Raw genomic sequence first — 25975 nt, 5'->3', positions numbered from 1 at the left:
TGGACCCGCTCCACCGCCGCCTCACCCGAGGGATGCTCCGCACCCGCGAGACGTTTACGAAGATCGGCCAATTTACCCGCAGTGGTATGGATATCGGGTTCGGTTGTCGTCATGCAGATGTCCCCTACGTTGTTGGAAAGCCGGGTACGGACCGTCAGTTGGTTGCGAGCGACCGCGCGATGACCAGACGTTGAATCTGGTTGGTGCCCTCGAAGATCTGGGTGATCTTGGCGTCACGCATGTATCGCTCGACGCGGAAGTCCCTGGTGTAGCCGTAACCGCCGAACACCTGAACTGCGTCGGTGGTCACCTTCATGGCGGCGTCCGTGGCGATCAGCTTTGCCACAGAAGCGTTGCGGGAGTAGGGAAGTCCTGCATCCCGGCGACGTGCTGCATCGAGATATGTGGCACGGGCGGAATCGACCGCAGCCGCCATATCGGCCAGCACGAAGCCCAGCCCCTGATGGTCGATGATCTTCTTGCCGAACGCAGTGCGCTCCTGGGCGTACTTCACTGCATCGTCGAGCGCTGCCTGGGCGATACCTACTGCGACAGCAGCAATTCCGAGCCTTCCGGCATCCAGCGCACTGAAGGCGATCTGAAGTCCTTGACCCTCCGCCCCGATTCGCCATTCGGTGGGTACGTGCACGGTGTCGTAGTGCGCGGAGGTCGTCGGGATCGCATGCAACCCCATCTTCTCCTCGGGCTTGCCGAAGCTCAGACCCTCGGTTCCGTTCGGAACGAGGAAGCACGAGATTCCCTTCGAGCCTTCTCCGGTGCGAGCGAAAAGGTTGTAGAAATCAGCCACACCGCCGTGCGTGATCCAGGCCTTCGATCCGTTCACCGTGTAGCCACCGTCGGTTGCCGTGGCCTTGCAACTGAGCGCGGCGGCGTCCGAACCGGCCTGCGCCTCGGACAGCGAGTACGCGCCGATTTGTGCGCCGCCGAGCATGCCGGGGAGCTTGTCTTCCTTCTGCTGATCGGTACCGAACGCCATCATGGGATAGCAGGCCAGACCGTGCACGCTCACCGCGACAGCCACTGCGGCCCAACGTGATGCCAGCTCTTCGAGAACCTGCAGGTAGACCTCGTAGGGCTGGCCGCCACCACCCCACTCTTCGGCGTACGGCAGGCTCAGCAGGCCCGCCTCGCCCAATGTTGCGAACACCCCGTCCGGGTAGGTCTCACGACGTTCGTGTTCGTCGACGATCGGGTCGAGTACCTTGTCCGCCACATCTCGGGTGAGCGCTATGAGGTCACGTGCTTCTGAGGTGGGCAACAGGCGATCGACGGGCACGGACAACCTCCGGGACTTTCAGCATCAGTACTGCAGGGTGATCCGCAGTACTGATGAACAGTACTGCACAAGTCGATGCAGTACCATCCTTGATGTGAACGCACCCGTGACCTCGCACGCCACGGCGCGCCGTTCCGAACTCTTCGACCAACTCGTGAGCCTGTTCTTGACCGAGGGATTCGCGCACCTCACACTCGACACCATCGCGGCACGGCTTCGCTGTTCCAAGTCCACCCTCTACACCCTGGCGTCCAGCAAAGATCAGCTGGTCGGCGCAGCCACAGTGCACTACTTCAAGTCCATGACCACCCAGGTCGAGAACGCCGTCGCCGAGGTGGACGGCACGCGCAATCGCATCACCACCTATCTCACCGCCGTCGGAGCAGCTCTGGAATCGGCATCGGAACAGTTCATGACCGATCTGGCATCACTGGAGTCGGCGCGTTCGGTGTACGAGCGAAACACCGCAATCGCCGCACGACGTGTCCAGGAGCTGATCAGCGAAGGAGTCGCCAGCGGCGAGGTGCGTGACGTGCACGCGGCCTTCGTCGGCGACGTCGCATCCTCGGTCATGGTCCGAATTCAGACGCGAGAGGTGTTCCGACTGACCGGCCTGAGTGACGGAGATGCGTACCTCGAACTGGCGAAATTACTGACGGCCGGCATCGGGGCATAGCAGCACAGTCGGGAATGAATTCACCCAGACACGTGCTGAAGTACAGTGAATATGGTTGATCCTTCAACGAAAGAGCACGTGATGAAGAAGATCGGATTCCTGTCCTTCGGTCACTGGTCCCCGTCCCCGCAGTCACAGACGCGATCGGCGTCGGATGTGCTGCTGCAGTCGATCGATCTTGCGGTGGCAGCCGAAGAACTCGGAGCCGACGGCGCGTACTACCGCGTGCACCACTTCGCCAACCAACTCGCCTCTCCGTTTCCGTTGCTCGCCGCCGTCGGTGCGAGAACGAGCACAATCGAAATCGGTACCGGCGTCATCGACATGCGATACGAGAATCCCTTCTACATGGCCGAGGATTCCGGCTCGGCCGACCTCATCTCGGGCGGGCGGTTACAACTCGGCGTGAGCCGAGGATCGCCCGAGCAGGTCATCGAGGGCTACCGGTACTTCGGATACTCCCCCGCGGAGGGCTCCGATCATGCCGACATGGCTCGCGAGCACACCCGCATCTACCTCGACCTCCTCGAAGGCAAGGGCTTCGCTCAGCCGAACCCGCGGCCGATGTTTCCCAACCCGCCCGGACTGCTGCGCCTCGAACCTCATGCACCAGGTCTGCACCAACGCATCTGGTGGGGTGCGGGCACCCGCGAGACGGCCGAGTGGACAGCACGCCAGGGCATGAACTTGATGAGCTCGACCCTGCTGAGCGAAGACACCGGAGTGCCCTTCCATCAGTTGCAAGCCGAGCAGATCGAGCGTTTTCACAAGACGTGGAGCGACGCAGGCCACGACTTCGCCCCTCGAACATCCGTCAGCCGCAGCATCTTTCCGATCGTGAGCGACCTCGATCGCGCCTACTTCGGACGGGAGGGAAGTGGCGACGACCAAGTCGGCTACCTCGACGGCGGCAAGGCGCGATTCGGCAAGACCTACGCGGGTGAGCCCGATCGGCTGATCGAAGAACTCGCCGCAGACGAGGCGATCGCCGCCGCGGACACTCTCCTGCTCACCGTCCCGAACCAGTTGGGCGTGGACTATTGCGCTCATGTACTGGAGACGCTGCTCAGCGAGGTGGCCCCCGCACTGGGGTGGCGCTGATCACTCCGTGACCAGGCGCGATTGGTTTCGGTGAATACGGGTACTGGCAGCAGGTTCACCCACCGCCACCTGCAGGAGTCCCCATGCTCAAACGTGACGTATCCGCGCGCCTCGATGTAGACATCACCGCCGCCACCACACTCGAATTCCAGATCGCGATTGCCCCGCACCCAGGCACGACGGTCACCGAATCGCTGTCCTTCGTCCTCGACGGCAACCCGATCGAGGCGAAGGAAGTGAGCGGGCCGCACGGCAACCGCATTCACGTCATGCCCGCCGATGTCGGCAACCTTCAGGTTTCGTACGACGCTACGATCCTGGGCAACACCGCTCCGGCTCCGGTCACCGATTACGACATGTCGCTCTATCTGCGACCGAGTCGGTACGCCGAGGCCGACAAGTTCTACGGCTTCGCCGCAACAGAATTCGGCGACTACGCGGACTCCGAGGAACTGCTGGCGAAGATTTCGGCGTGGGTCGGCGCTCGGCTGAGTTACGTTCCGGGAAGCAGTGATCCGATCGACGGTGCTGTCGACACGTTGCTCGCCGGACAGGGCGTCTGCCGGGACTACTCGCACCTCGTGGTCGCCATGCTGCGTGCGGTCAACGTGCCGGCCCGCCTGGTGGCGGTGTACGCACCCGGCTGCGATCCGATGGACTTCCATGCTGTGGCAGAGGCGTTCGTGGGCGGCCAATGGCGCGTTGTCGACGCTACCTGCCTCGCACCCCGGTCGACACTGGTTCGGATCTCCGTCGGTCGCGATGCCGCCGACACGGCATTCCTGGACAACCACAAGGGTGCCATCACGCTGAACAGTTCCGTGGTCACCGCCGTGGTCGACGGCGAGCTTCCGCACGACGACATCACCGAGCTGGTCTCCCTCACCTGATCTCCCGCGTCGCATCAGTGATGTAGATCACACTTCCTCGGCGTTTGCTTTTGGTCGAGAAAACCGACTATTTATCCGTTACCAACATTCACAGCCACCTGAAAGGCGAACACCATGAGCTTCATCGACAAGGCCAAGAACGCAGCAGAAGACGCCATCGGCAAGGCGAAGGAAGTTGTCGGCGACGCCACCAACAACAAGGACCTCGAGGCCGAGGGCAAGAAGGATCAGGGTTCGGCAGGCGTGAAGAAGGTCGGCGAGAACATCAAGGACACCTTCAAGTAACCCCCACCCCATCGAGTGCCGCCGATCTCGATGATCGGCGGCACTTGCACTTCATCCACCTTCACACCCCAGAACGGAAACCCCTCATGACCGCATCGACCGACACCACGACCACCAAGCGCCGCGGCGGATTCGCCTCGAAGCTCGCCCTGCTCATCACGCTCGTACTCGTCGCAGCACTGGTGATCTTCGTACTGCAGAACACCGTGCACACCACGATCAACTTCCTGGGCTGGAACTTCGATCTTGGCCAAGGCGTTTCGCTGCTCGGCGCAGCCGTCGTGGGTGCCGTCATCACGCTGACTGCTACCGCCGCACTGAAGGTACGACGCGCCGTCCGCTGACAGACTCCCACACGAGAGGACCTTTTCGATGCTTCCCTTGCTGGCACGCAAGTACCTGTACCGCTACCTCATCGTGGCGATCGGGCTTCCCATCCTCGCTCGACTGTTGGCTTTTGCTGGGCAGAGCCTCGAAAGGCGAACGGGCAAGGACAACGTCGTGTCCAGGGGCTTGAAATCAGCCGGCAGATTCGCACAACGGCGGGCCGACAAGGCGCAGGGCAAGAAGGAACGCAAGTCCAAGAAATCCCTGCGCTAGGCCGGTCGGCGGACACGTCGACCGGTTGTACCGGCTGCTCGGACTGCGATCAGTGTCCAGCCGGGTCGGTCAGCGACTTGCCTTCCAGGGCCTTGACACGCTTACGCTCCAAGAGGACCAAGGCAACCCCGGCCACGAGAAGAACCGGTGCGGCAATCGCCCCGATCCACACCCACCCGGTGAATCCGTAACCTGCCGCGGTGAGAGTGAGACCGACGCTCACCAATGCCACTCCGATGCAGATGTAGCCGGGCCAGTTGCGGGTGTCGACAATTGCCTCACCCGCGTGCCCGCGGGTTGTCCGATCGTCGTCGGTCGCCCCGGCGTCGGCTTCGCGCGAGTTCTGGTCTGCCATGTGGATCCCCTCCGGATTCGGACCGTTTGCTCTATTCGAGACAAACCGTCCACCTTGCCTGCCCGATCGAGGCCGGAGGTAAACCTGGCGTTGGACCGGACGGTCAGTCGTGCCAGCTCACGGCGGCGAACGGAGCGCGGCTCGCGAGCCGGCCGACGATGCCGGCGTGCGCAAAGTCCTTGGCCGTCGCAACGGCGTCGAGCACGTCCGCGCCCTTGGCCAGCTCTGCGGTGATGGCCGCTGCGAATACGCAGCCCGCACCCGACACGCGTTCTTCGCCTACTTTGGGAGCGCGCAGCACCGTCAGGTCGGAACCGTCGTAGACGACGTCGACGGCTTCGTCGCCGGGCAGCCCGGCACCACCCTTGACCACCACGAACCGCGGTCCGAGGTCGGCGATTCTCTTCGCGGCTTCGCCGAGGTCGTCGACGGTGACGATCTCATCCATTCCGGACAGCGTCTGCGCCTCGAACAGATTGGGGGTGATCACGGAGGCCAGCGGAAGAATGTCGCGGCGAAGGGCATTGTCGGTGTCGAGCGCGGCACCGGGTTCCTGGCCTTTGCAGATCAACACCGGGTCGACGACCACGTGCCGCCACGGCTGCAAACGCAACGAGTTCGCGACCGTGTCGACGGTGCCGGGGGTACCTAGCATGCCGATCTTGACGACATCGAGATCGTGTGCGGCAGTGGCGACTTCGATCTGATCGGCGATGACCGAACTGTCGATGGAGACGAACCGGTGACCCCAGCCGGACTTCGGGTCGAACGAGACGATGCAGGTGATCGTTCCGACGCCGTACACCCCGAGCCGCTCGAATGTCTTGAGGTCTGCCTGCAGACCAGCTCCGCCGGTGGCTTCCGAGCCTGCAATGACATACGCGATTGTCGACATGCACTCAGTATGACAATTCGCGGTCGACCGCGAATCAGGTGGTCGGCATCCGATTGAGTCCGGCAGTTTCGGGGCATACGACCGATTCGGGGCGTTTTCCGACGACCCCACCCCGCGTTGTACATCGACTTCGAGCCCAGGAGCAGCGGACACCACGAGAGTTCGGAGGCCGAATCGTGCCCACCCAGCGGAACACGACAGCCAGCTGTGACGACGTATGGGACGTTCTCACAAACGGATGGAGCTACGCGACATGGGTTGTCGGCGCTTCTCGAATACGTGCCGTCGACAGCAATTGGCCTGCTGCCGGGAGCTCGATCCATCATTCGGTCGGCGCGTGGCCCGCGGTACTCAGTGACGTGACCCGATCGGTGGGAATGCACGTCGGGCGTGAAATCCGACTCGAGGCGCGTGCACTGCCCTTCGGAAAGGCGTCGATCGTGGTGCGATTGCATCCGACAGCGACCGGATGCCGCATCGAGATCATCGAACATGCGATCACTGCACCGTTCGACCTGATGCCGGACCGCATTCAGCATGTGCTCGCGCATCCACGCAACGCCGAGGCGTTGCGCAGGCTTGCACTTCTGGCCGAGCGGTCCACTGCACCGTGAGCAACACTCCACTGCGACAAGCAGTCTCGGGGAAGATGCTGTTCGTGTTCATTCTCGGCGACGTGCTCGGTGCCGGAATCTACGCTCTCGTCGGCGAGATCGCGGGTGAGGTAGGCGGAGCTATCTGGCTTCCTATGCTCGTCGCCCTGCTGATGGCGCTGCTCACCGCGGCGTCGTACGCGGAGTTGGTCACCAAGTACCCACGAGCGGGCGGCGCAGCCGTGTTCGCGCAACAGGCGTACGGAAAACCGCTCGTCTCGTTCCTGGTCGGGTTCTCGATGCTCGCCGCTGGAGTCACCAGCGCGGCCGGTCTGGCGCTTGCATTCTCGGGCGACTATCTGGGCGTGTTCTTAGACGTGCCGGCCGTACCCGCTGCGGTGATCTTCCTGCTGCTCATCGGTTTGCTCAACGCGCGCGGGATCACCGAGTCTCTTCGGGCCAACCTCGTCATGACGGTGGTCGAAGTGTCCGGTCTGGTCGTCGTCATCGCGCTGGCCGGTCTCGTACTGAGCCGCGGCGATGGCACCCCCTCTCGCGTCCTCGAATTCACCGATGAAACAACCCCTACGCTGGCCGTGCTCGGGGCGGCCCTGCTCGCGTTCTACTCGTTCGTGGGCTTCGAGACTTCGGCGAACATCGCCGAAGAAGTCGAGGACGTGCGTCGGGTCTACCCCCGCGCTCTGCTGGGGGCCGTCGCGGCGGCCGGGGTGGTGTACGTGCTCGTCGGGCTCGCAGTCTCGACCGTCGTTCCTGCCGACACGCTGGCGCAATCGACAGGCCCACTGCTCGAGGTCGTCACCGCCGCAGACGCGGGTATCCCGCCCTGGGTGTTCAGCCTGATCGCACTCGTCGCGGTGGCCAACGGCGCGTTGCTGACGATGATCATGGCGTCGCGACTGACATTCGGGATGGCGCGGGACGGTCTGCTCCCCGGAGCGCTGGCCAAGGTTCTGCCCGGTAGGAAGACACCGTGGACGGCCATCGTGGGCACCACCCTCGTCGCAATGATTCTGTGCTCGACCGGTTCCGTGGCAGCATTGGCCGAGACAGTCGTGCTGCTCTTGTTGTTCGTCTTCGTGAGCACCAACGTCGCGGTTCTCGTCCTGCGCGGTGATCGTGCGGATACCGACCACTTCCGAACGCCCACAGCACTTCCCATGCTGGCGCTCATCACCTGCGCGGTACTCCTGACCCAACAGTCGGGAGCAACGTGGCTTCGGGCCGGACTGCTCCTTGCGGTGGGAATCGCGTCGTATTTCGTCAGTAGGGTTCTCAGCAGCAGGAACATCGAGCAGAGGAGCATTTCCCCATGACTTCCACCGAAGTCGACGCAATCGTCATCGGCAGCGGTCACAACGGATTGGTGGCTGCTGCAGCGATGGCCGACGCGGGCTGGGACGTCGTGGTCCTCGAAGCTGCCGAGCAGCCAGGCGGTGCTGTACGCAGTGCCGAGCTGGTTCCGGGCTTCACCAGCGACCTTTACAGCGCCTTCTATCCGATGGCGCTTGCATCGCCGGCCATGACCGCGCTCGAGCTCGAACGACACGGGTTGCAATGGTCGCACTCCCCCGCGGTGTACGGCCACGCCCGGTCTCCACAGGACACCGACGCGCCGGTGGTCCATCATGATGTCGAGACCACGGCCGCAATGCTGGCCGAGCACGACGCGCGCGACGGCGATACCTGGCTGCGGCTCTTCGAGCAATGGGAACTCGTTCGGGGGCCGCTCCTCGGTTCCCTGTTCGGGCCATTCCCGCCCGTGGCACCCGCAGCTCGGTTGGCCCGCGCCCTCGGACCGTCCGAAACTCTGCGTTTCGTGCGTTTCGCGGCCCTTCCCGCCCGGGTGATGACGCACGAGCTGTTTCACAGCGAGGCTGCGCGTTGCTTGCTGCTGGGAAATGCAATGCACGGCGACGTGCCCACCGATGCCCCGGTCAGCGGAATGATGGGCTACCTACTCACGATGCTGGCGCAGGACGTCGGCTACCCCGCCCCTGTCGGTGGCTCATCGGCGCTGACGGGGGCTCTGATTCGCCGAGGGGCCGCATCGGGTGCCGCGCTCGAATGCGGACAGCTGGTCGAGTCGATCGACGTTCGCGGCGGTCGCGCGCGTGCGGTGCACACGGCGGCCGGAGACACGTTCCGCGCCCGTAGGGCAATCGTCGCCGATGTGTCGGCACCGGCTCTGTACGGCTCACTGCTTCCGTTCGACGCAGTTCCGCGCCGAGTGCACGACGATCTCCGCACTTTCGAGTGGGACACCCCGGTCGTGAAGGTCAACTACGCCCTCGATCGTCGAATACCCTGGAACTCACCGTCTTTGGCGGACGCGGGCACAGTTCACCTCGGTGCCGACGACAACGGCCTGGTGCACTGGGCAGCCGACCTCACCACCGGAAACCTTCCACAGAGCCCGTTCATGCTGTTCGGCCAGATGACCACGGCCGATCGGACCAGATCGCCGGAAGGTACCGAAAGCGCGTGGGCCTACACCCATCTACCGAGAGGCGTCGTCGACGATGCGTCGGCCGACACCGTCGCCGACCGTGTGGACAGCGTTCTCGAAGCTCATGCGCCGGGATTCGTGGATTCGATCGTCGGCCGGGTCGTGCAGCGACCGAGCGATCTGCACGGGGCCGATCCCAATCTGCATGGGGGCGCAGTGAACGGAGGGACCGCACAGCTGCAGCAACAGTTGATTTTTCGGCCGACGCCGGGGCTGGGACGGTCGGAGACCCCGGTCGAGGGTTTGTTTCTCGGTTCAGCATCGGCACATCCCGGTGGCGGGGTACACGGGGCAGCCGGACTCAACGCGGCACGGGCTGCACTCGGTCAGCGCGGAGTACGCGGCTGGATGAAGAAGAAAGTCACCAGTTCGCTCATCGAATTACTGGCCAGGTAGTGGCGTTATCGAACCGAGATCTTTCGTTATCGGTTCGATACATTCGGCGACGCCTTCCGAAATCGGGCACTGGCATAGTTGACAGCACAACAACTCAGCGCCTCGCGCCGTACGGGTACACCGATCGGCTCGAGCGCTTCGGGGAAGAGGTAACGACATGTTGACGAGCACTGCAACCATGGAACGGTCCCTTCGCGACGACGAAGGCGTATTCCGACTCGAGACGGTTCGCAACCACGGTGGTCACAGCACATTGCGCGTGTTCGGCGAACTGGACATGTCCACCCGGGCCGAATTCGTCCACAGTCTCGACCGCCTGGCGTCCACCAGCGAACAGGTCGTGGTGGACCTGTCCGAGGCGTCGTTCATGTACTCGGGTGTCGCGAACGCGATCATCGACGCGACATACGTACATCCCGGCAAGATCGCAGTCTTCGCACCTGCGCGATCGATGCGCATGGTTCTCGACGTACTCGGTGCCGGTGAGTTGTTGATCGACACTTTTCGGTCGTGAATCGCTCTCGATAACGGGTAACGTCGGAACCATGTCAGAGGAGCCGACCGGAGGGCCGTTCGAGATCGTGTCGGCTGCGCACGACTCGACGACCGTACTCACTGTTCGAGGAGAACTCGATCTCGACACCATCCCCGCACTGTCCGCCACAGCGTTCCCAGCAGCGGATACCGCCGACGGGGGCCTGGTCGTGGACTTGACCGACGTGAGTTTTCTGTCATCGAGCGCAATCACCGTGCTGGTGCGGGTCTGTGATCGACTGCCGGACGCCTCGCGCATGGCGTTGGTCGCAGTGAACGGAGTCGTCGTTCGACCGGTGCAGCTCAGCGGAATCGATCGCGTGATGGCCACCTTCACCACCGTTCCGGACGCGGTTGCGCACGTGCAATCGTCGGCTCACAACGGCGAGGTCGACCGATGACATCCAATAGCCGGCCGGAGCGAAGATCGTGACCGAAAGCACTTCGGCGTCCGCTCCTCTGCGTTGGAGCCACACAGCACAAGCCGAGCCCACAACGGCAAGCACGCTTCGACGGCGGTTGCAGCGCTGGGTTCTCGAACTAGGAGTGAACCGGGCTCTGGTCGACGACATCGTGCTCGGGGTCTACGAAGCCCTCGCCAACGTCGTCGAACACGCTTACCGCACGTCACCCGAGACCGGAACGATGACGATCACCGCGGCATACGATCACGAGACGCTCACCGTGACCGTCTCCGACACCGGAACGTGGCACCCCCCGACACCGACGACCACTCGCAGCCATGGCCTGCAACTGGCCGCCGCCGTGTCGGACGAGTTGTCGGTCGATCACCGCCCCGGACTCGGGACGGTGGTGACCGTCGTGTGGAGCAATCCGCTCGCCGCGGCAGGCCCCATCGGATCGTCCCATCGCGCGACCTGACCAGGAGGAGTGAACATGACCGCTTCGGCTGCCGAACTACTCGCCTCTGCGCCCTGCGGAGTGTTCTCGGTCGACGTCGCCAGCGGAAGAATTCTGTACGCGAACGTGGCCGCCTCTCGAATCACGGCCCGCAGTCGCGAATCCTTGGAAGGAACCCCGGTCGCAGATCTCTTCGGCACCGAGTTCGCGCCGGTGCTGGCCGGCCTGCTCGACGCGGCGTCCACCTCCGAGTCGGACGTGCCTATCGGGACTGCTGCGCATCTGACCGGCGCGCCGGGGCGAGCATCGTCCACCGCGGTGTCCGTGCTGGCCAACAGGCTTCGCTCGGAGTCGGGCGCGATGACCGTCACGATGACGCTGCACAACGAGACCGAACGCCGCGTTCGCGAACAGGATCTGGTCGACGCCCGTATCAATGCCGAGGCAGCTCAGGACGATGCCGAAGCAGCACTCGATCGATCCCAGGATGCGTTGGGAGAGTCGGAGCAAGCCCGGAAACTGGCCGAGGCCGAACGAACTCAAGTACAGATCTTGGCGTCGACGCTGCAGCGGACTCTGCTGCCACCGATCCTTTCCGCTCCCACCGGCATGAACGTAGCAGCTCACTATCACCCCGCGTCCCTCGACGAAGTCGGTGGTGATTTCTACGATGTGTTTCCCCTCGACAAAGACACGTGGGGCTTCTTTCTCGGTGACGTGAGCGGCAAGGGTGCCGGTGCCGCCGCCGTCACGTCTCTGACCCGGTACACCTTGCGGGCCGCGGCGGTGTTCGACCGCAACCCGATTGCGGTGCTGGAGAACCTCAACACCGTTCTGCATCACGAGTTTCACGGCGACGACCCGAGGTTCTGCACGGTGGTGTTCGGCACCATCACTCCGCAACCGAACGGCGCGGTGGTGCACCTCGCGAGCGGCGGGCACCCACCTGCGATACGCGTAACCCACAACGCTGCAGTCGATTTCGTCGACACGACCGGCGGGCAGCTCGTCGGTGCCCTGTCCGAGCCGCACTTCGAGTCGGCATCGGTGACACTCCAACCGGGTGACGTCATGGCTTTCTACACCGACGGCCTCACCGAAGCCATCGTGGGGCCGGGCCGAACCCGCTTCGACGACAACGGGAACCTCGAGACCTTCGTCGCCGAGATGGGGCCCACCACAGCTCCGAAGATCGTCGACGACCTCACTGCCCTGCTGGCGTCGTTCGGCGACGGACTTCAGGACGACGTGGCTCTGCTCGCCTTCGACGTCCCCATTACCGAGACCGGCGCGGTCGAGGCGTAGCTCTCAGAAAGTTCAACGAGACAGCATTCCGGACAGGAACACCCTGAGTACGTTGTCGGCGATTTCCTCCGGAGATTCTGCCGATCGTGTCAGAGATCTGATCACGACGTTGTTGGCGAGCATGGTAGCCAATTCGAGTGCAGACGCATCGGTAGCGAAAACACCTCGGCGCTGCCCGCTTTCGATGATCGGAGTGAGCGCTGACGGCACAGGGAGATGCTCCCTGATGGTGGTGACGGTACCGGGCTCGTGAATTTGCTCGAAACTCAACGCAAGCAACATCCCCGAGCTCATGGCTCGGTTACGCGCCACGAACTCTGCCAAGCGACTGACCGAACGCCTCAGTGCAACAACGGGTTCCACTTCGAGCCGGGCATCGGCGCGGCCCAGCCGAAGAACACGCTCGAATTCGGGGGTGAGTGCGGCGACGATGATGTCGACCTTGCTAGGAAAGAGGCGTTTGAGATCGGTGACGGTCAGCGAGGAGGCCGACGCGATGTCTGCGAGAGTGACCGAGAAATATGCATGTTCCGAGAACAACGTCTCGGCAGCCGCAATGACATCTGATTCGATGTCATCGTGTGCAGGATCGACCGTGTCGAGCGATCGGGGAGCATCGACCTGCTGCGCGGTGCCCTGCCATCGATCCGAATGCACCGGGTCTATCGCCCAGTCCAGCAGCGAATCGACGACCTCGGCCACCCGTGCCGGGGAGATGGTTCCCGGGCTGACAGTTTCCCGAAAAGCGAGGCCGTCGAGCAAGGCAACGAAGACAGTGGACAAGTCGGCCACCGTCAGTGGCCTTTTCACCGAACCGCCGCGAGCGCGAAGCTTGTTCCGAACTGCGCTCGCCGCGGCGCGATCCATGGCATCGAATTCCGGTGCCAGCGACGATCGGGCCCCGGCATGATCGGAGGCGATCATGCCCCCGATCATTCTTCTCCGCATCAACCCTGATGTCAGGTGCTCGAAATAGTCCGCGAGTTCGGAGGAAGACTGCTCGCCGGGCTCGTCGAGCGGCGAGTACTGCAACGACACATGTGCGAGTAGATCCTCCACGAACGCTTCCTTGCCGCCACGTTCCCCGGCACGAGATGAGCCGGGATACACGTTGTGAAAGGTCTGATGCGACAGTCCCGCCTCGTCGACGATCGCGGCAATCGACAACGATTTCGCCAGCACCGACATATCGAGATCGGCCAGCAAGCGCAAACCCGCCCCGAGCAGTTCTTCACGTGGTGTGGATTTCGAGCTCAACGACAGCCGCCTACGGATGTTCGATCTGGTGGATGGACGACTATAGCAATACGCATGTCAGGCAATTCTTTATAGCTACATAAAGTTTGATGGATATCAATGTCCAATTAGGGGTCGATCCTCGAACACAATGGTGTTGTTTCATATTTTGCGGCGTGGTCGGATGAGCGAAACACCCAAGACGACAACGGGGGTCGGATGCCATGCGGAACACGAACACGGGTGCGACGACCACGACGCTCGACAGTGCGTCCGGTGCGCCGATGCACCCGTCACATCGATTTGCGCCTCGTCGAAGCGCGTCGACGGTCCGCTCACGAACCACCGCAAACCCCGGCACCGAGAAGCCTCGGGTGCCGGCCGAGTTCGCTGATCCGGGTTTGACCACGCGCGAAATCGCGGTCCTGGGTGCCTGGTTGCGTTGCGACTCCAAGCAAGAAGTGTGCGCGGTCCTGCATATCGCGCTGGGTACGGTCAACACTCATCTGTCCCGTATTCGCGCGAAATATGCCGGGGTCGGTCGGGCCGCACCCACCAAAGCGTCGCTGGTCGCGAGAGCACTGCAGGACGGCCTGGTCACCCTCGACGACCTGTAACCGATTGCGCCCCCCATCGCACGGTTCGGTGCTAGGTTCCCAGACGCACGTCGATCTCGTTCCGATGGTGGGGGCCATGACAAATCTTGCGGACCATGTGCTGCGCTCGTTCGTAGGTCCAACTGTGTGCGCTGCACTGGTGATATCGGTTGCTGTGGCGGTACCGCCATCAGTCGCTGCCGAGTCGATGACGGGCCGCACCGAACGGAGGATCGAGTCTTCGTCACCCGTCACCGGTGTCGTGGCGACGGTCGTCGGTCTGGACGCACCGCTCCCGGCCGACTTCGGCCCACACCCGGCGGAATGCGATCGACTCTCGTATCTGCGATACCGCGCTGCGGACGGTCCCGAGGATTCAGAAGACGCCGACCGAGTGCTGGTAGCGCAACCCGGGATTTTCGAGGGTGCGGGTGCCTTCGAGTCGGTTGCCCGCAACACCGTCGCCGCAGCCGACGCCGAGGGCAGACACATCGAATTCTGGGCTCTCGACCGTCGCTCGAACTGCCTGGAGGATCACACCGGAACGCAGGCCGCCCTCGCCGCGAACGACCTCGACATCGCCACCGACTACTACTTCGGTGGGGGCACCGCCGACGGCCGAACCTTCGCCGGATACGCAGACGGTGTCGGCACCGCATGGTTGAAAGACCAAGGGCTGGCGCAGACCATGCGCGACCAATACGACGTGCTTCGTCTCGAGTTTCCCGATCAGGCCGTTCGCAAGCAGAAGGTGCTCTGCGGCGGACATTCACTGGGCGGGTTTCTGACCGGCTACTTCGCGAACTGGGATTTCGACGGCAACCCGGCGACCACCGACGACATCGGATACAACCAGTGCTCAGGGTATTTCGCCCTGGACACCGTGATCAAGGCCGGTCCACCGAATCCCGTCAGGAACTTCGAGATTCCCGAGGTTCCGCCCTCACTCGCCGCCCCACTCGAGGCTGCGTCGGGCGCGCTGACAGACGTGTATCCCGTGACGCGGCTCCCGGCCGTCATCAATCCGGAGACCACGAATCTCCTGGCGATGGCGGGGCTTGCCGCGCGATTGAACCCGACCGGAATCAACGACATCGTGGACCGACTTCCGCACAGCCTCAATTTCGACACGACACTACGAACCTTGCTGTCGAAGGACCCGCTGATGGCCGCCACCGGTCGACCCGACGTCCGGACGTTGTACGCGACCAACGACGCAGTTGTCGGCGCTCTGCTCGACGACAATTCCCAGCCACTCGGGTTTCTGCAGACGAGCGTCGGCTTCATCGGCGGCGGCCCCGTTCAGGACAAGTACTTCCCGATGCCCAACCAAGTGATCGCCACGATTCCGTTTCTCGGCCAGCTCTTCGGCAGCGACCGCAAGGCGGCACCGACGAGCTATGGAGATCCGTCCGTCGTCTACACCTGGCAGGACTACGACGAGATGACCCCGAACGACTACACCGATCCTTCGAAGGAGGTCACCTCCATCTCGCAGATCGCGCGGAGCCTGAGCGAACCACCCCTGGACTTCACCGAGTGGTACTTCCCGACGGCTATCACCACCGATCTGGGGCAACCGACCTCGCCGTCGATTGCCGCCCACTACCTCCACCGCGACGGCGTGAGCCGCAACCCCGTGCTGACCCTGCAAGGCGACGGTGGCCTGGATCTGGGTGCGTCCGACAGCCCGAACGACGTTCCGATCACGCTGCACGGATACAACCATCTCGACGTCCTGACGGCGGCGCAGAAGCAGAACGACGGTTTACCGGAGCAAGTGTCGACTCGCCTGGCAGCGTTCAGCCGATGAGGACAAAACCGGCCTTGATGTTGCTGCACGGCGTCACCATGTCGGGAGCTGCGTGGGACGACGTCGTACCGTTGCTCGCCGAACGGTTCGACGTCATTGCTCCCACCGCGGCCGGTCATCGTGGCGGCCCGACGCTCGCCGGCGCAGCCACCATTGCTGCCGTCACCGATGCTGCAGAACGCGAACTCGACTCGCGCGGACTCGATGCAGTACACATCGCCGGAAATTCGATGGGCGGATGGATGGCCGTCGAGCTGGCGAGACGGGGACGCGCGCGTTCGGTCTGTGCATTCTCACCTGCAGGACTGTGGAAGAAGGACGAAAAGCCGGGCGCGAGTCGAGCCACCTTGATCCGTACCAAGAGATTGGCCGACGCGACTCGTCACCTCGCCCCAGCGCTGATGAATTTCGGGCTTGCTCGCCGAATTACAATGCGCGACATCGCAGTTCACGGAGACCGCATGACGCCGCAGCAGGCCGTTCGATCGTTTCGAGATCTCGTCGGGTGCGACGCAGCGTACGAATTATTGAACACTCGTGAAAGCATGGACCCGCTGCTCGAGCTGCCCTGCCCGATCACCGTCTCGTGGGCGGCTCACGATCGCATCTTTCCGCCGGCAGAGTTCGTCCCCATTGCCCGACAGCGCCTGCCCCGGGCCCGGTTCGTCACCGCACCGGACGTCGGCCATGTTCCGATGATCGACGACCCGGCTCTGTGTGCGCGGTTGATCGTCGAGTCGATCGAGGATCAGACGGACTGACGCGTCCCTCGGGCCCACGGGTCGCCGCGTCGCCACAGCGTCGGTAGCTCGAGGACAATTCCGTCTCTTCGCGCGCAGTCGTTCAGCACAGCGATCGAGGCGGGCATATCGTCGAAGGCGTACGGGAGTGCGTGCAGGGGCTTGTGCACAGGTCGAAAGAAGTTGTCCCAGTGCGTCAGAACCACCCGTCGGGCTCCGACCGCCGAAACCGTCTCGCGCCAGTACTGCTCGATGAACGCGCGCGATTGCCGGCCGAGTTGGCCTATCGACAGGTAGGCCACGTCGGCGTGGCTTCCGTCTAGCATGCCGACCCGGAAACCTGCGCTGCTGTGGACGAGTGCGGTCCGGCCACTGGGCATGTGGTTCATCAGCATCGACCACGCCTCGCCGCACCGATATTCGCGCGCTCGTGCGGGCTGGCTCAGTGGTCGCTCGATCTCCCCGTGCGCCCGATCCGGATGAGAGTGCGCGGATTCGACGAAGGTGACGGCGAAATTTCCATGCTCGGTCGTTCTACCGTTCTCCACCACGACGATTCGGTCGTCGGGTAGGTCCGAACCCCGCCCGATGAAACCGGTCGAGGAACCACCGACCAGAACCGCCCCGGTCATCCGAGCCACCGCCGCTGAATCGAGTGCGTGATCGAAATGCGAATGGGCACACAGCACAGCGTCGAGCGAGGTGATTCCTGCTCTGCGCAAGGCAGCGTCGATGCGTTGCATGTCGGAGCGAAGCGGCAACACAAGGGTTTTCGCCAACGAGGGGCGCGAGAAGAACCCATCGGTGAGAATTGCGGATTCGCCGTCGTCGAACAAGACCGTGCTGACACCGAGAAAGGACACCGTCACCGGCGAGCGAGGAGTGGCCGAAGCGGTGGTGGCGATCTCCGACGGGCCCGGCAGTGGGGGCCGACCGAGGCGTCGGAACACCGTCACGCCTGCGCCGCGAGCGCACGCCCGGCTTGGCGGCCCCCGAAGATGCACCCGCCCAGAAACGTTCCCTCCAGGGAGCGATATCCGTGCACTCCTCCACCGCCGAATCCGGCAATCTCGCCTGCCGCCCACAACCCCTCGATCGCCTGCCCCTCGCTGTCGAGAACGCGGCCCTGAAGGTCGGTTTGGATTCCGCCCAACGTCTTTCGGGTGATGATGTTCAATCGCACCGCAATCAACGGCCCCGATTTGGGATCGAGAATCTTGTGCAGAGACGCAGTACGCGCGATGCGCTCCCCGCGCGAACGACGGGAATTGTGAATCGCGGAGACCTGCAGGTCCTTGGTGAACGGATTGTCGACTTCACGGTCGCGAGCCTCGATCTGCCGGCGCAAGTCCACCAGGTCGATCAGGTCCTCGCCGGCGACCTTGTTCATTCCCTGCACGAGTTCACCGATGGTGTCGGCGACAACAAAATCCTCGCCGTTCTTCTTGAACGCCTCGACCGGTTCACTGGCACCGGGCAAGACTCGGCCGAGTACGAGCTTGAGGTTCTTGCCGGTGATGTCCGGGTTCTGCTCCGATCCCGACAGCGCAAATTCCTTCTCGATGATCTTCTGGGTGAGGACGAACCACGAGTACTCGAAACCGCTGTCCTGGATGGCTTTCAATGTTCCGAGGGTGTCGAAGCCCGGGAAGTTGGGAGCCGGGAAGCGGCGGCCACGCGCATCGAACCACATGGACGACGGTCCTGGAATGATCCTGATTCCATGGTTCTTCCAGATCGGGTTCCAGTTCTTGATGCCCTCGGTGTAGTGCCACATCCGGTCCTTGTTGACCAGACGACCGCCGACCTTCTCGGTGATACCGAGCATGCGGCCGTCCACGTGTTCGGGGACTCCCGAGATCAAAGATTTCGGAGCCGTTCCCAGACGAGCCGGCCAATTCTCTCGCACCAGATCGTGATTCGCTCCGATGCCACCTGCAGTGACGAGCACCGCACCGGCGCGCAACTCGAACTCTCCTACCTCGACGCGAGTACTGCCCGCACCGCGCTCCGCTTCGCTGGGCTCGAGAATTGCGCCGCGCACACCCTCGACCACCCCTGCGCTGACGACGAACTCGTCGACCCGATGACGAAAACCGAAGCGCACCAGCCCTTTGTCGGCGGCTTCGCGGACGCGGCGCTCGAACGGTGCGACGACACCCGGCCCGGTGCCCCAGGTCAAGTGGAAGCGTGGAACCGAGTTCCCGTGGCCGTCGGCGAGGTATCCGCCGCGTTCGGCCCAGCCGACGATGGGAACCCACCGCACGCCCTGGGCGTGCAGCCAGGACCGCTTCTCTCCCGCCGCGAAATCGAGGTAGGCCCGCGCCCACTGGTGACCCCAGTAATCCTCGCCGGCGGGATCGTCGATACCGCGGTCGAATGTCGCGGTGCCGAGCCAGTCCTGCCAGGCCAGTTCGGCCGAATCTTTGATACCCATGCGTCGCTGTTCCGGAGTGTCGACCATGAACAGCCCGCCGAGTGACCAGAACGCCTGTCCGCCCAGATTCTGCTCGGGCTCCTGGTCGAGGAGGAGCACACGCTTTCCTGCGTCGGCCAATTCGGCGGTTGCCACCAGTCCGGCCAAGCCTGCGCCCACCACGATCACGTCTGCGTCCATTGCCCCACTCTTCTGCTCGACCCGGATGTCTCCCTCGACTGTGCTGTCGTCGCCGCCGGAACTCAAGGAAATCGACTCGAATGACTATACGATTTATCAGATACTGACAAAATGTGGGGAGGTGGATCGATGTACCCAGCGCGGGTCGCCGTCGTCGCGAAGATCGAATCGGAGCTGGGCCCCGTCGTCGCATCCGCCGTACACGCGATTCGCGACGCGATCCCGGTCTACCGATCACTGCAGGGTGCACAGTTGGCCGATGTCGAGGCCATCGCGTATTGGTCACTGAGGCGTTTGATGGCCCTGTGGGCACACGGCGATCGGACGATCGACGACCGTGACCACAAGAGATTCCGAGCAATAGGTTCCGCGCGCGCCGCAGACGGTCGGCCACTGGCCGATGTGCTGCGCGCGTATCGAGTTGCGTCGAGCGTGTTCGTTCGGCACGTCACAACCGAGTATCTGGATGTACTCGACCCACCGGACATCGCCGAACTCGGCCTCGGCGTGCTCGACGCCATCGATGCCATCTCCGAGGAGATCATCGGCGCGTACGTCGTTGCGCGCGAACAGCTCACATCCAACCGTGCGCAGGCGCACGCCGCGTTGCTCGACGACTTGCTGGCTGCCAGACACAACTCACCCGGGACGGTGTCGGACCGTACTCGCGAACTCGACCTGAAGCTGCCCACACACCCGAACCTGCTCGTGGTGCAATCTGCCGATCCGGGTCGGCCCATGTCCGACGACACCGTCGAATCGCTAGTTCTCGCAGTGGGACTCGTTCCACCGGACCGCACCGCGACGTCCGGTCAGCGGAGCCACCTGGTTACTCGGCACGAGCATCGCGCGATCGTGCTGCTGCCACCATCGATCCACCGCACCGAGGCCGACCTCGCGTGTCGAGATCTGCGGCTGCGTGGATGCTTGGTGGAAAAATCGACCATTACCGGTATCAGTAGTTCGTGGCGACTCGCCTCGGAAGCGCTCGACACCGCACCGGATCACGCGTTCGACGACCGCGCATTGCTCGATCACGGCGACGGGCAACTACTGGCACTGTTGACAGCGCGCCCCACAGCGAACACGTACGAGGTGGTGCGTAGCGTGCTCGGTCCGCTGACCGAGGCGGCGAACGAACATATTCTGCAAGGTCTTTCGGCCTTCATCTCCACCGGGACAGCGACGGCCGCTGCCACCCGTCTGCAGGTGCACCCGCAGACGTTGCGCTATCGGTTGCGGCGGGCTCAGCAATTGACCGGTCGGGATCCGCGTTCGGCGTGGCATCGACTGGCACTGGACACCGCGATCCAACTACGCCAACTCGGTTGACCCGGCTCGGCTGAACCCAGCGTCGTCGGTGATCATGCGCACACGCGACCGTGCCTGATTGCTCGAGCTGGAGTGGTCGATCCTAGGATGACCGGTATGTCGGAACAGGTCACCTTTCCCAGCGCTACCGGACCGACCCTGGCCGGCGTGGTCGATGTTCCCGAGGGTGAGGCGCGAGGGTGGGGCGTATTCGCTCACGGTTTCACGCTGGGCAAGGACTGCCCGGCGGCGAACCGAATGTGCAAGCAGCTCGCGGCCGACGGCATCGGAATGCTTCGCTTCGACAATCTCGGTCTGGGTCACTCCGAGGGCGACTGGGGCGACGGTTCGTTCTCGAACAAGGTGCACGACACCGTCAAGGCCGTCGAGTTCATGAACGCGACCGGTCGCGAGGTGAAGTTGCTCGTCGGCCATTCCTTCGGCGGCTCGGCGGCCATTGCTGCGGCGCACGACTGTCCGACGGTCGAAGCAGTCGCCATCGTCGCCGCCCCGTTTCAGCCCGCGCACGTCGAGCACAACTACGACGCACTCATCCACCGGATCCAGGAGGAGGGCGAAGCGCCGTTCCACGCCGGCGGCAAAGCGCTCACCCTCAAACGACAGTTCGTCGACGACGTCCGCAAAGCTGACTTGCGCGAGCGCATCACCACCCTGCGGAGACCGCTGCTCGTCATGCACTCCCCCACCGACAACACGGTAGGGATCGACAACGCCAGCGAGATCTTCCAGGCCGCCCGCCACCCCCGGAGCTTCGTTTCGCTCGAGGGGGCCAATCACCTTCTCACCGGCAAGAATCAAGCAGCTCGTGCCGGTCGGATCATCAGCGCCTGGGCGGATCCGTACCTCTGACAGGCGGGGTCGAGCGATTCAGTTGATGTTCCACGACTCGACAGCATCGAGTCGCTGGCCGTCGGAGTCGTACGTGTAGAAGCCTTCACCGTCCCCGAGACCGGTCTTTCCCGCGTCGATACCCTTTTGCAGTATGTCGGCAAATTTGACCTGATCCTCGCCACCGTGTGCGCGCGCGATGTGTGCTGCGACGTTGAAGCCGACGGTGTCGTATATCTGGAACGGACCGGCGGGTGCCCCGGTGGCTATGCGCCACACGTTGTCGATGTCTGCCGGATTGGCCACCCCGCCGACGTACAGGTTGGCTCCCGCTTGCAGCAGCGGGATCAGCAGACTGTTCAGCACGTATCCCGGAATTTCCTTTCGGACCGGAACAGGAACGAGACCGATCTCCGAAGCAAAGTTCAATATGACATCGAAGTAGGCAGGATCCGTTGCAGCAGTTGCCATCACCTCACCGGTGTTGTACCGCCACACGAGATTGGCGAAGTGCAATGCAAGAAACTTTTCCGGCCGACCGGTGGCCTCGGCAAAACTGCTGGGTAGTAGCGACGACGAGTTGGTCACGAAGATAGTTTTCGGCGGAGCGGACGCGCCGATATCCGACCAGACCTTCTTCTTCAGGTCGAGATCCTCCGGGACTGCTTCGATCACCAGGTCGGCGTCCGAAACGGCCTCGGCGACGCTGGTGGTGGTCGTGATGGATTCGATGGCCTCGTCGAATCGCGCCTCGTCGAAAGTCTTCAGGTCACGCTTGTAGTATCCGCGCATCCATTCCCAGCGATCCGGCAGCTTGGCAAGTAGTTCGTCGGAAATGTCGTATCCCACAACGGTTTTTCCGTGGTAGGCAGCCTGCATCATGATCTGCGAACCGAGCACTCCGGTTCCGAATACGGTCACGTTCTGAACATCGGTCATGGACGACACACTTCCCTTTGTGGAGTCACTGGCTTCCTGCTCTCCAAGTTCTACCGCTGAGCGCAGAGCCACCGTCTCGTGGGGTCCAACAGTGGATCGACTCGACCGACGACCTGTTCGCACCGCGGGGCCTCACGGCGTTGCGAGCAACTTACTGCGGAACAGGTCGAGTACCTGGTCCAAAGCCTGCCGGGTCGGCTGACCCGGCTCGTCGATGAGTCCTTCGGTGACGACGGAGTGTGGCGGCCCGAATGCTTCCGGATTGAACGCGGAATCAGGCAATTCCACCGACACGAATGCGTCGCCGAGTTGTTCCCTCAGAAACTCGAACCGTGCAGGTGGACACATCTTGTCGCCCTCAAACCGCATACCGAGAACAGTGAGTTCTCCGGCAGCACAACGGCTTTTCACCTTCGAAAGGTCGCCGGCACTGATGTCGATGGAACGACTACGTGACGTCGATGCCGCGAACGGAAGAGACGGTTGGGAGAGCACCGGTGCGATCAATCGGTCGTCGGCGGCCATTGCGAGGGCGAACCCGCCCGTGAAGCACATTCCGATGGCACCGACGCCCGGTCCGCCGCACCGCTGGTGTTCCTCGGCCGCGAGGGCCCGCAGCCACACGACGATCCGCGATGACTTGCCGGTGGCCAGGATGGTGAATTCTCGACTGATGCAGGCCGGCACCATGGCGCGCGACATGGTGGCAACGGTGCCGAGCACTCCCAAGGGCGCGGTCAGCGGGTCCTTCCCGTCGACGCCGAACAGATGCGGAACGATTGCGGTGCATCCGATTCCGGCGACAGTACGTGCGAAGTCCGCCACTTTCGGCGTGATGCCCGGCATTTCGGACATCACGATGACCGCAGGCCCGGTGCCGATGCGATAGACAGGTGCCGTGCGCCCGTCCGCGGTGAACTCGGTTCGCTCGAAATCTGCCAGAGTGTCATCGGCCATCTGAGTACGTCCTTGCGCGAGGGAGTCGACCGCGTCGGGCAGACGCATGTGAGCAACGCTAGATCATCGAATCGGCTTTCGCCCTGGGTCTGAACTACGCAGCAGCAGCGGTACGATCTCGGGCAACATCCGGCCATCAGGGGGTCTGTAGTGCGCAGTAGGACGAAGCGGTTCGGGCTCGGTGTCGTTGCGGTTGTCGTGCTCGCGCTGTCGAGCCCTCCCACCGCCGCAGCATCCCCGATCGCGCACGTCAATCTGGGCGACAGCTTCAGCGCAGGAAGCGGAGTGCTTCCGCTCGCGCCGAGCACTCCCCTTCGGTGTCTGCAATCCGAGCAAAATTTCGCGCACATCGTGGCCAGTCAGCAGGGCTACAGTCTCACCGACATCAGCTGTGGCGGCGCAGCGACCGATGACTTCTACGCCCCGCAGTTCGAGGGCGCGCGAGCGCAGTTCGACGCGTTGTCGCCCTCCACCGACGTGGTGACCGTGATGATCGGCGGGAACGACAGCAGCGTGTTCTCGGGAGCGATCGCCGCGTGTGTGAGCGCTTTGGCGACCCATGCCGGCGCGTTCGATCCGTGCACGCAGCAGAACGGCAGCACCTTCGACGACAAGATTCTCGACAGCACACTGCCGGCCGTTCGACAGGCATTGCGAGACATACACACTCGCGTACCCGAGGCGAAGGTGATCATCGTCGGCTATCCATGGCTGATCCCCGCCTCGAGCACGTGCGCGCCGCAGGTCCCCGTTGCGCTCGGCGACGTTCCGTATTTGCGCAACCTCCAGGCCACGCTGAACGATGCCATCCGCCAGGCTGCAGTGGACACCGACACGACGTTCGTCGACATGTCCGTGGCGTCGGAGGGGCACGATGCATGCCAACCCGTCGGAGTGCGGTGGGTCGAACCACTGCTGTTCGCAAATCAGTTCGTGCCGCTGCACCCCAATGCTCTCGGTGAGGCCGCCATCGCGGCCGCGGTGACCGAGGTCCTGACTGTCTGAAGTCGATCCCCGATCGGCTGCCTCGAAACGGTCGTCGGCCAGTTCATGACGCCACCGGTTCCGCGATCGGAGTCTGGAACGACCACAGATGTCCCTCCGGATCGCGCACGCTGTACTCACGGACGCCGTACGGCATATCGGTGGGCGGGTAGTCGATGGCCGCCCCGGTTGCCGCCACGCGGGCATGGTGGGCATCGACGTCGTCGACGAGGATCGCCAGCGATGCGGTGACCGAGCCGGTGGTCAGTGGCGACACCATGCGATGTTCGGGGGCCTCGCGGTGCAACCAGACCACACCGTCACCGGCGTGCACCTCGCCGTGGACTGCGCGGTCGCCGTCGTATTCGATCTGTCCGGGAGCCAGTCCCAGCACGTCCACGAGGTAGGTATGGGCAGCTGCGATGTCGCGGTAGACCAACAACGTGGTGCGGCGAGTGACTGTGGGCTCGTCGGTCGACAATCCGGACAGCAAGTCCAGTAAGGCGTCGTCGCTCGGGCGAGCACCGTGGAGAAGTCGGTCCTCCACGGCCCGAACGCGCTCACGGACGCGGGCGAGTTCGGCCATCCGGTGATCCAGATCGGCCAGATGCTGCCGTGTCAGGTGTTGGAGGTCCACTGCCTCCGGATCGACGTCTGCAAGCGGAGTGCCCAATTCGCGAAGCAGCCGAATCCGGTAGAGGCGGTCGAGGTCGCCTCCGTCGTACCGACGCCTGCCACCTCCGTCCCGGGTGGGGGTCAACAACCCCAGCTCTTCGTAGTAGCGCAACGTGCGCTCGGTGAGGCCGGTTCTACGGGCCACGTCGCCGATGCCCCAGGTGGTCGAAGCCGTGCTGTTCATGGAGGCAACGGTAGAACCTGACGCCACGTCAGGAGCAAACTCTCGGCCCGCGACGTCGAGCCCTCTACGGTTAGCGCATGACCGCGACCCACAACTGGCGAACCTACGAGGGCTCGAACCTCTCCCCAGCTCTGGCGTCGGCGCTGAACATGTTCGTCGAGCAGGGGTACCACGGCACGTCGGTCCGGCAGATCGCCGCCGGTGCCGGGCTGTCGGTTCCCGGCCTCTACCACCACTTTCCATCGAAGCAGGACCTGCTGGTCGGCATCATGGACGCATCGATGGACGAACTGTTGTACCGAACTCGAGCGGCCGAGGACGGAGCAGGCGCGGCACCCAGCGACCGATTCGACGCAGTCGTGGAGTCCTTGCTGCTGTTCCACATTCACCGGCGCGACGCCGCCTTCGTCTGCTCGACGGAGATCCGCAGTCTCGACGCAGCGAATCGCGCCGCGTACATCGCCAAGCGGGACGAAGAGCAACGCCTGCTCGACGTGATCGTTGCCGACGGAGTCGAATCCGGGGTCTTCGATACCCCACACCCGGCGGACGCCAGCCGTGCCGTCACCACCATGTGCGTCGGCCTCGCCACCTGGTATCGCTCCGACGGACCGATGACACCGAGCGAAGTGGTCGCCGTGTATCTCGATATCGCCCGACGGACGGTCGGTGCCGTGACCGGGATACTCGAGTAGGGGCTGAGGCGGGTTCCTTGACCCTGGCGGGCAGTTGTGCCAACCTTCGAGGAACCGAGCGAGT

Annotated in this window: 29 protein-coding genes; 20 read left to right on the top strand and 9 right to left on the bottom strand. The window is 63.5% G+C overall.

The genetic code is table 11. The features are described 5' to 3' along the window. Positions 1-154 precede the first annotated feature (154 nt). Positions 155-1297: an acyl-CoA dehydrogenase family protein gene (locus tag ASG84_RS08405; RefSeq protein ID WP_057476531.1), complete on the bottom strand. Its 1143-nt coding sequence runs from the start codon at positions 1295-1297 to the stop codon at positions 155-157. A 94-nt stretch (positions 1298-1391) separates the two neighbouring features. On the opposite strand from ASG84_RS08405, the gene ASG84_RS08400 reads away from it, so the two are divergent. The 6 genes from ASG84_RS08400 (at position 1392) to ASG84_RS08375 (ending at position 4849) form a co-directional block, all read left to right on the top strand. Beyond that, positions 1392-1973, top strand: coding sequence for a TetR/AcrR family transcriptional regulator (locus ASG84_RS08400; protein ID WP_235581591.1), 582 nt, complete (start codon positions 1392-1394; stop codon positions 1971-1973). Positions 1974-2054: 81 nt separating this feature from the next. Then, the gene (locus ASG84_RS08395; protein ID WP_057476530.1) at positions 2055-3074 is read left to right on the top strand and encodes an LLM class flavin-dependent oxidoreductase; all 1020 of its coding nucleotides are present in this window, start codon (positions 2055-2057) and stop codon (positions 3072-3074) included. 83 nt (positions 3075-3157) lie between these two features. Further along, complete coding sequence (locus ASG84_RS08390) at positions 3158-3964, top strand: transglutaminase-like domain-containing protein (protein WP_057476529.1); 807 nt, start codon at positions 3158-3160, stop codon at positions 3962-3964. A 114-nt stretch (positions 3965-4078) separates the two neighbouring features. After that, on the top strand, positions 4079-4249 hold the full coding sequence (locus ASG84_RS08385; protein WP_027495724.1) for a CsbD family protein: 171 nt from the start codon (positions 4079-4081) through the stop codon (positions 4247-4249). A gap of 86 nt (positions 4250-4335) precedes the next feature. Next, the gene (locus ASG84_RS08380) at positions 4336-4593 is read left to right on the top strand and encodes a lipopolysaccharide assembly protein LapA domain-containing protein (RefSeq protein WP_057476528.1); all 258 of its coding nucleotides are present in this window, start codon (positions 4336-4338) and stop codon (positions 4591-4593) included. Between the two features lie 28 nt (positions 4594-4621). Beyond that, positions 4622-4849, top strand: a complete 228-nt coding sequence (locus ASG84_RS08375) for a hypothetical protein (protein ID WP_057476527.1) — start codon at positions 4622-4624, stop codon at positions 4847-4849. A gap of 49 nt (positions 4850-4898) precedes the next feature. Here ASG84_RS08375 and ASG84_RS08370 read toward each other — a convergent pair whose 3' ends face one another. After that, positions 4899-5204: a hypothetical protein gene (locus ASG84_RS08370; protein ID WP_057476526.1), complete on the bottom strand. Its 306-nt coding sequence runs from the start codon at positions 5202-5204 to the stop codon at positions 4899-4901. A gap of 103 nt (positions 5205-5307) precedes the next feature. Then, positions 5308-6099, bottom strand: a complete 792-nt coding sequence (thiD, locus tag ASG84_RS08365; protein ID WP_057476525.1) for a bifunctional hydroxymethylpyrimidine kinase/phosphomethylpyrimidine kinase — start codon at positions 6097-6099, stop codon at positions 5308-5310. Between the two features lie 176 nt (positions 6100-6275). Here thiD and ASG84_RS08360 point away from each other — a divergent pair, with 176 nt between their 5' ends. From ASG84_RS08360 to ASG84_RS08330, 7 genes are all read left to right on the top strand, one after another. After that, a complete protein-coding gene (locus ASG84_RS08360) occupies positions 6276-6713 on the top strand; it encodes an SRPBCC family protein (RefSeq protein ID WP_057476524.1) in 438 nt (145 codons plus the stop codon). A gap of 35 nt (positions 6714-6748) precedes the next feature. After that, on the top strand, positions 6749-8026 hold the full coding sequence (locus ASG84_RS08355; RefSeq protein ID WP_082520877.1) for an APC family permease: 1278 nt from the start codon (positions 6749-6751) through the stop codon (positions 8024-8026). After that, entirely contained in the window at positions 8023-9615 is a 1593-nt protein-coding gene (locus ASG84_RS08350) for a phytoene desaturase family protein (RefSeq protein ID WP_057476522.1), read from the top strand. Before ASG84_RS08355 ends, ASG84_RS08350 begins: the two co-directional genes overlap by 4 nt. Before the next feature lie 157 nt (positions 9616-9772). Further along, positions 9773-10129, top strand: a complete 357-nt coding sequence (locus ASG84_RS08345) for an STAS domain-containing protein (protein WP_057476521.1) — start codon at positions 9773-9775, stop codon at positions 10127-10129. 31 nt (positions 10130-10160) lie between these two features. Next, entirely contained in the window at positions 10161-10550 is a 390-nt protein-coding gene (locus ASG84_RS08340) for an STAS domain-containing protein (protein WP_057476520.1), read from the top strand. A 28-nt stretch (positions 10551-10578) separates the two neighbouring features. Beyond that, positions 10579-11031: an ATP-binding protein gene (locus ASG84_RS08335; protein ID WP_057476519.1), complete on the top strand. Its 453-nt coding sequence runs from the start codon at positions 10579-10581 to the stop codon at positions 11029-11031. 15 nt (positions 11032-11046) lie between these two features. Continuing rightward, entirely contained in the window at positions 11047-12315 is a 1269-nt protein-coding gene (locus ASG84_RS08330; RefSeq protein WP_082520867.1) for a PP2C family protein-serine/threonine phosphatase, read from the top strand. A 12-nt stretch (positions 12316-12327) separates the two neighbouring features. Here the strand turns inward: ASG84_RS08330 and ASG84_RS08325 are convergent, their stop codons facing one another. After that, a complete protein-coding gene (locus ASG84_RS08325) occupies positions 12328-13572 on the bottom strand; it encodes a TetR family transcriptional regulator C-terminal domain-containing protein (RefSeq protein ID WP_057476518.1) in 1245 nt (414 codons plus the stop codon). Positions 13573-13775: 203 nt separating this feature from the next. On the opposite strand from ASG84_RS08325, the gene ASG84_RS08320 reads away from it, so the two are divergent. From ASG84_RS08320 to ASG84_RS08310, 3 genes are all read left to right on the top strand, one after another. Then, the gene (locus ASG84_RS08320; protein ID WP_156399427.1) at positions 13776-14168 is read left to right on the top strand and encodes a LuxR C-terminal-related transcriptional regulator; all 393 of its coding nucleotides are present in this window, start codon (positions 13776-13778) and stop codon (positions 14166-14168) included. Between the two features lie 76 nt (positions 14169-14244). Further along, positions 14245-15960, top strand: coding sequence for a hypothetical protein (locus ASG84_RS08315; protein WP_057476563.1), 1716 nt, complete (start codon positions 14245-14247; stop codon positions 15958-15960). Next, positions 15957-16721: an alpha/beta fold hydrolase gene (locus ASG84_RS08310; protein ID WP_057476517.1), complete on the top strand. Its 765-nt coding sequence runs from the start codon at positions 15957-15959 to the stop codon at positions 16719-16721. The genes ASG84_RS08315 and ASG84_RS08310 overlap by 4 nt, the downstream gene beginning before the upstream one ends. On the opposite strand, the gene ASG84_RS08305 is transcribed toward ASG84_RS08310, so the two are convergent. Continuing rightward, entirely contained in the window at positions 16709-17656 is a 948-nt protein-coding gene (locus ASG84_RS08305) for an MBL fold metallo-hydrolase (protein WP_235581590.1), read from the bottom strand. The genes ASG84_RS08310 and ASG84_RS08305 overlap by 13 nt on opposite strands. Further along, on the bottom strand, positions 17653-19317 hold the full coding sequence (locus ASG84_RS08300) for an FAD-binding dehydrogenase (protein ID WP_057476561.1): 1665 nt from the start codon (positions 19315-19317) through the stop codon (positions 17653-17655). The genes ASG84_RS08305 and ASG84_RS08300 overlap by 4 nt, the downstream gene beginning before the upstream one ends. Positions 19318-19446: 129 nt before the next feature. Between ASG84_RS08300 and ASG84_RS08295 the strand changes: the two genes are divergently transcribed. Further along, positions 19447-20649, top strand: a complete 1203-nt coding sequence (locus ASG84_RS08295) for a helix-turn-helix domain-containing protein (protein ID WP_162248324.1) — start codon at positions 19447-19449, stop codon at positions 20647-20649. A gap of 96 nt (positions 20650-20745) precedes the next feature. Beyond that, complete coding sequence (locus ASG84_RS08290) at positions 20746-21498, top strand: alpha/beta hydrolase family protein (protein ID WP_057476560.1); 753 nt, start codon at positions 20746-20748, stop codon at positions 21496-21498. A gap of 18 nt (positions 21499-21516) precedes the next feature. On the opposite strand, the gene ASG84_RS08285 is transcribed toward ASG84_RS08290, so the two are convergent. Together ASG84_RS08285 and ASG84_RS08280 are read right to left on the bottom strand one after the other, a co-directional pair. Beyond that, positions 21517-22416, bottom strand: coding sequence for a 3-hydroxyacyl-CoA dehydrogenase (locus ASG84_RS08285; protein WP_082520866.1), 900 nt, complete (start codon positions 22414-22416; stop codon positions 21517-21519). Positions 22417-22548: 132 nt separating this feature from the next. Further along, complete coding sequence (locus tag ASG84_RS08280) at positions 22549-23373, bottom strand: dienelactone hydrolase family protein (protein ID WP_057476558.1); 825 nt, start codon at positions 23371-23373, stop codon at positions 22549-22551. Between the two features lie 150 nt (positions 23374-23523). Between ASG84_RS08280 and ASG84_RS08275 the strand changes: the two genes are divergently transcribed. Continuing rightward, on the top strand, positions 23524-24378 hold the full coding sequence (locus ASG84_RS08275) for an SGNH/GDSL hydrolase family protein (RefSeq protein ID WP_057476515.1): 855 nt from the start codon (positions 23524-23526) through the stop codon (positions 24376-24378). Between the two features lie 43 nt (positions 24379-24421). On the opposite strand, the gene ASG84_RS08270 is transcribed toward ASG84_RS08275, so the two are convergent. Beyond that, positions 24422-25216: a MerR family transcriptional regulator gene (locus tag ASG84_RS08270; protein WP_082520875.1), complete on the bottom strand. Its 795-nt coding sequence runs from the start codon at positions 25214-25216 to the stop codon at positions 24422-24424. A 77-nt stretch (positions 25217-25293) separates the two neighbouring features. On the opposite strand from ASG84_RS08270, the gene ASG84_RS08265 reads away from it, so the two are divergent. After that, positions 25294-25911 (top strand): TetR/AcrR family transcriptional regulator, encoded by a 618-nt coding sequence (locus ASG84_RS08265; RefSeq protein WP_057476513.1) that lies wholly within the window; start codon positions 25294-25296, stop codon positions 25909-25911. The last annotated feature ends 64 nt before the right edge of the window (positions 25912-25975 follow it).

Origin of the sequence: Rhodococcus sp. Leaf278 (genome assembly GCF_001426085.1) — a bacterium.
Classification (GTDB): domain Bacteria; phylum Actinomycetota; class Actinomycetes; order Mycobacteriales; family Mycobacteriaceae; genus Rhodococcoides.
The sequence above is the reverse complement of the archived record's forward strand: the minus strand, read 5'-3'. Positions and strand labels throughout refer to the sequence as shown.

Excerpts from the sequence above, each read along its gene's own strand:
- ASG84_RS08395 (WP_057476530.1), top strand. The coding sequence starts at position 2,055 with ATGAAGAAGATCGGATTCCTGTCCTTCGGTCACTGGTCCCCGTCCCCG.
- ASG84_RS08390 (WP_057476529.1), top strand. The coding sequence starts at position 3,158 with ATGCTCAAACGTGACGTATCCGCGCGCCTCGATGTAGACATCACCGCC.
- ASG84_RS08385 (WP_027495724.1), top strand. The coding sequence starts at position 4,079 with ATGAGCTTCATCGACAAGGCCAAGAACGCAGCAGAAGACGCCATCGGC.
- ASG84_RS08380 (WP_057476528.1), top strand. The coding sequence starts at position 4,336 with ATGACCGCATCGACCGACACCACGACCACCAAGCGCCGCGGCGGATTC.
- ASG84_RS08375 (WP_057476527.1), top strand. The coding sequence starts at position 4,622 with ATGCTTCCCTTGCTGGCACGCAAGTACCTGTACCGCTACCTCATCGTG.
- ASG84_RS08370 (WP_057476526.1), bottom strand. The coding sequence starts at position 5,204 with ATGGCAGACCAGAACTCGCGCGAAGCCGACGCCGGGGCGACCGACGAC.
- thiD (WP_057476525.1), bottom strand. The coding sequence starts at position 6,099 with ATGTCGACAATCGCGTATGTCATTGCAGGCTCGGAAGCCACCGGCGGA.
- ASG84_RS08355 (WP_082520877.1), top strand. The coding sequence starts at position 6,749 with ATGCTGTTCGTGTTCATTCTCGGCGACGTGCTCGGTGCCGGAATCTAC.
- ASG84_RS08350 (WP_057476522.1), top strand. The coding sequence starts at position 8,023 with ATGACTTCCACCGAAGTCGACGCAATCGTCATCGGCAGCGGTCACAAC.
- ASG84_RS08345 (WP_057476521.1), top strand. The coding sequence starts at position 9,773 with ATGTTGACGAGCACTGCAACCATGGAACGGTCCCTTCGCGACGACGAA.
- ASG84_RS08340 (WP_057476520.1), top strand. The coding sequence starts at position 10,161 with ATGTCAGAGGAGCCGACCGGAGGGCCGTTCGAGATCGTGTCGGCTGCG.
- ASG84_RS08330 (WP_082520867.1), top strand. The coding sequence starts at position 11,047 with ATGACCGCTTCGGCTGCCGAACTACTCGCCTCTGCGCCCTGCGGAGTG.
- ASG84_RS08320 (WP_156399427.1), top strand. The coding sequence starts at position 13,776 with ATGCGGAACACGAACACGGGTGCGACGACCACGACGCTCGACAGTGCG.
- ASG84_RS08315 (WP_057476563.1), top strand. The coding sequence starts at position 14,245 with ATGACAAATCTTGCGGACCATGTGCTGCGCTCGTTCGTAGGTCCAACT.
- ASG84_RS08310 (WP_057476517.1), top strand. The coding sequence starts at position 15,957 with ATGAGGACAAAACCGGCCTTGATGTTGCTGCACGGCGTCACCATGTCG.
- ASG84_RS08300 (WP_057476561.1), bottom strand. The coding sequence starts at position 19,317 with ATGGACGCAGACGTGATCGTGGTGGGCGCAGGCTTGGCCGGACTGGTG.
- ASG84_RS08295 (WP_162248324.1), top strand. The coding sequence starts at position 19,447 with ATGTACCCAGCGCGGGTCGCCGTCGTCGCGAAGATCGAATCGGAGCTG.
- ASG84_RS08290 (WP_057476560.1), top strand. The coding sequence starts at position 20,746 with ATGTCGGAACAGGTCACCTTTCCCAGCGCTACCGGACCGACCCTGGCC.
- ASG84_RS08285 (WP_082520866.1), bottom strand. The coding sequence starts at position 22,416 with ATGACCGATGTTCAGAACGTGACCGTATTCGGAACCGGAGTGCTCGGT.
- ASG84_RS08280 (WP_057476558.1), bottom strand. The coding sequence starts at position 23,373 with ATGGCCGATGACACTCTGGCAGATTTCGAGCGAACCGAGTTCACCGCG.
- ASG84_RS08270 (WP_082520875.1), bottom strand. The coding sequence starts at position 25,216 with ATGAACAGCACGGCTTCGACCACCTGGGGCATCGGCGACGTGGCCCGT.
- ASG84_RS08265 (WP_057476513.1), top strand. The coding sequence starts at position 25,294 with ATGACCGCGACCCACAACTGGCGAACCTACGAGGGCTCGAACCTCTCC.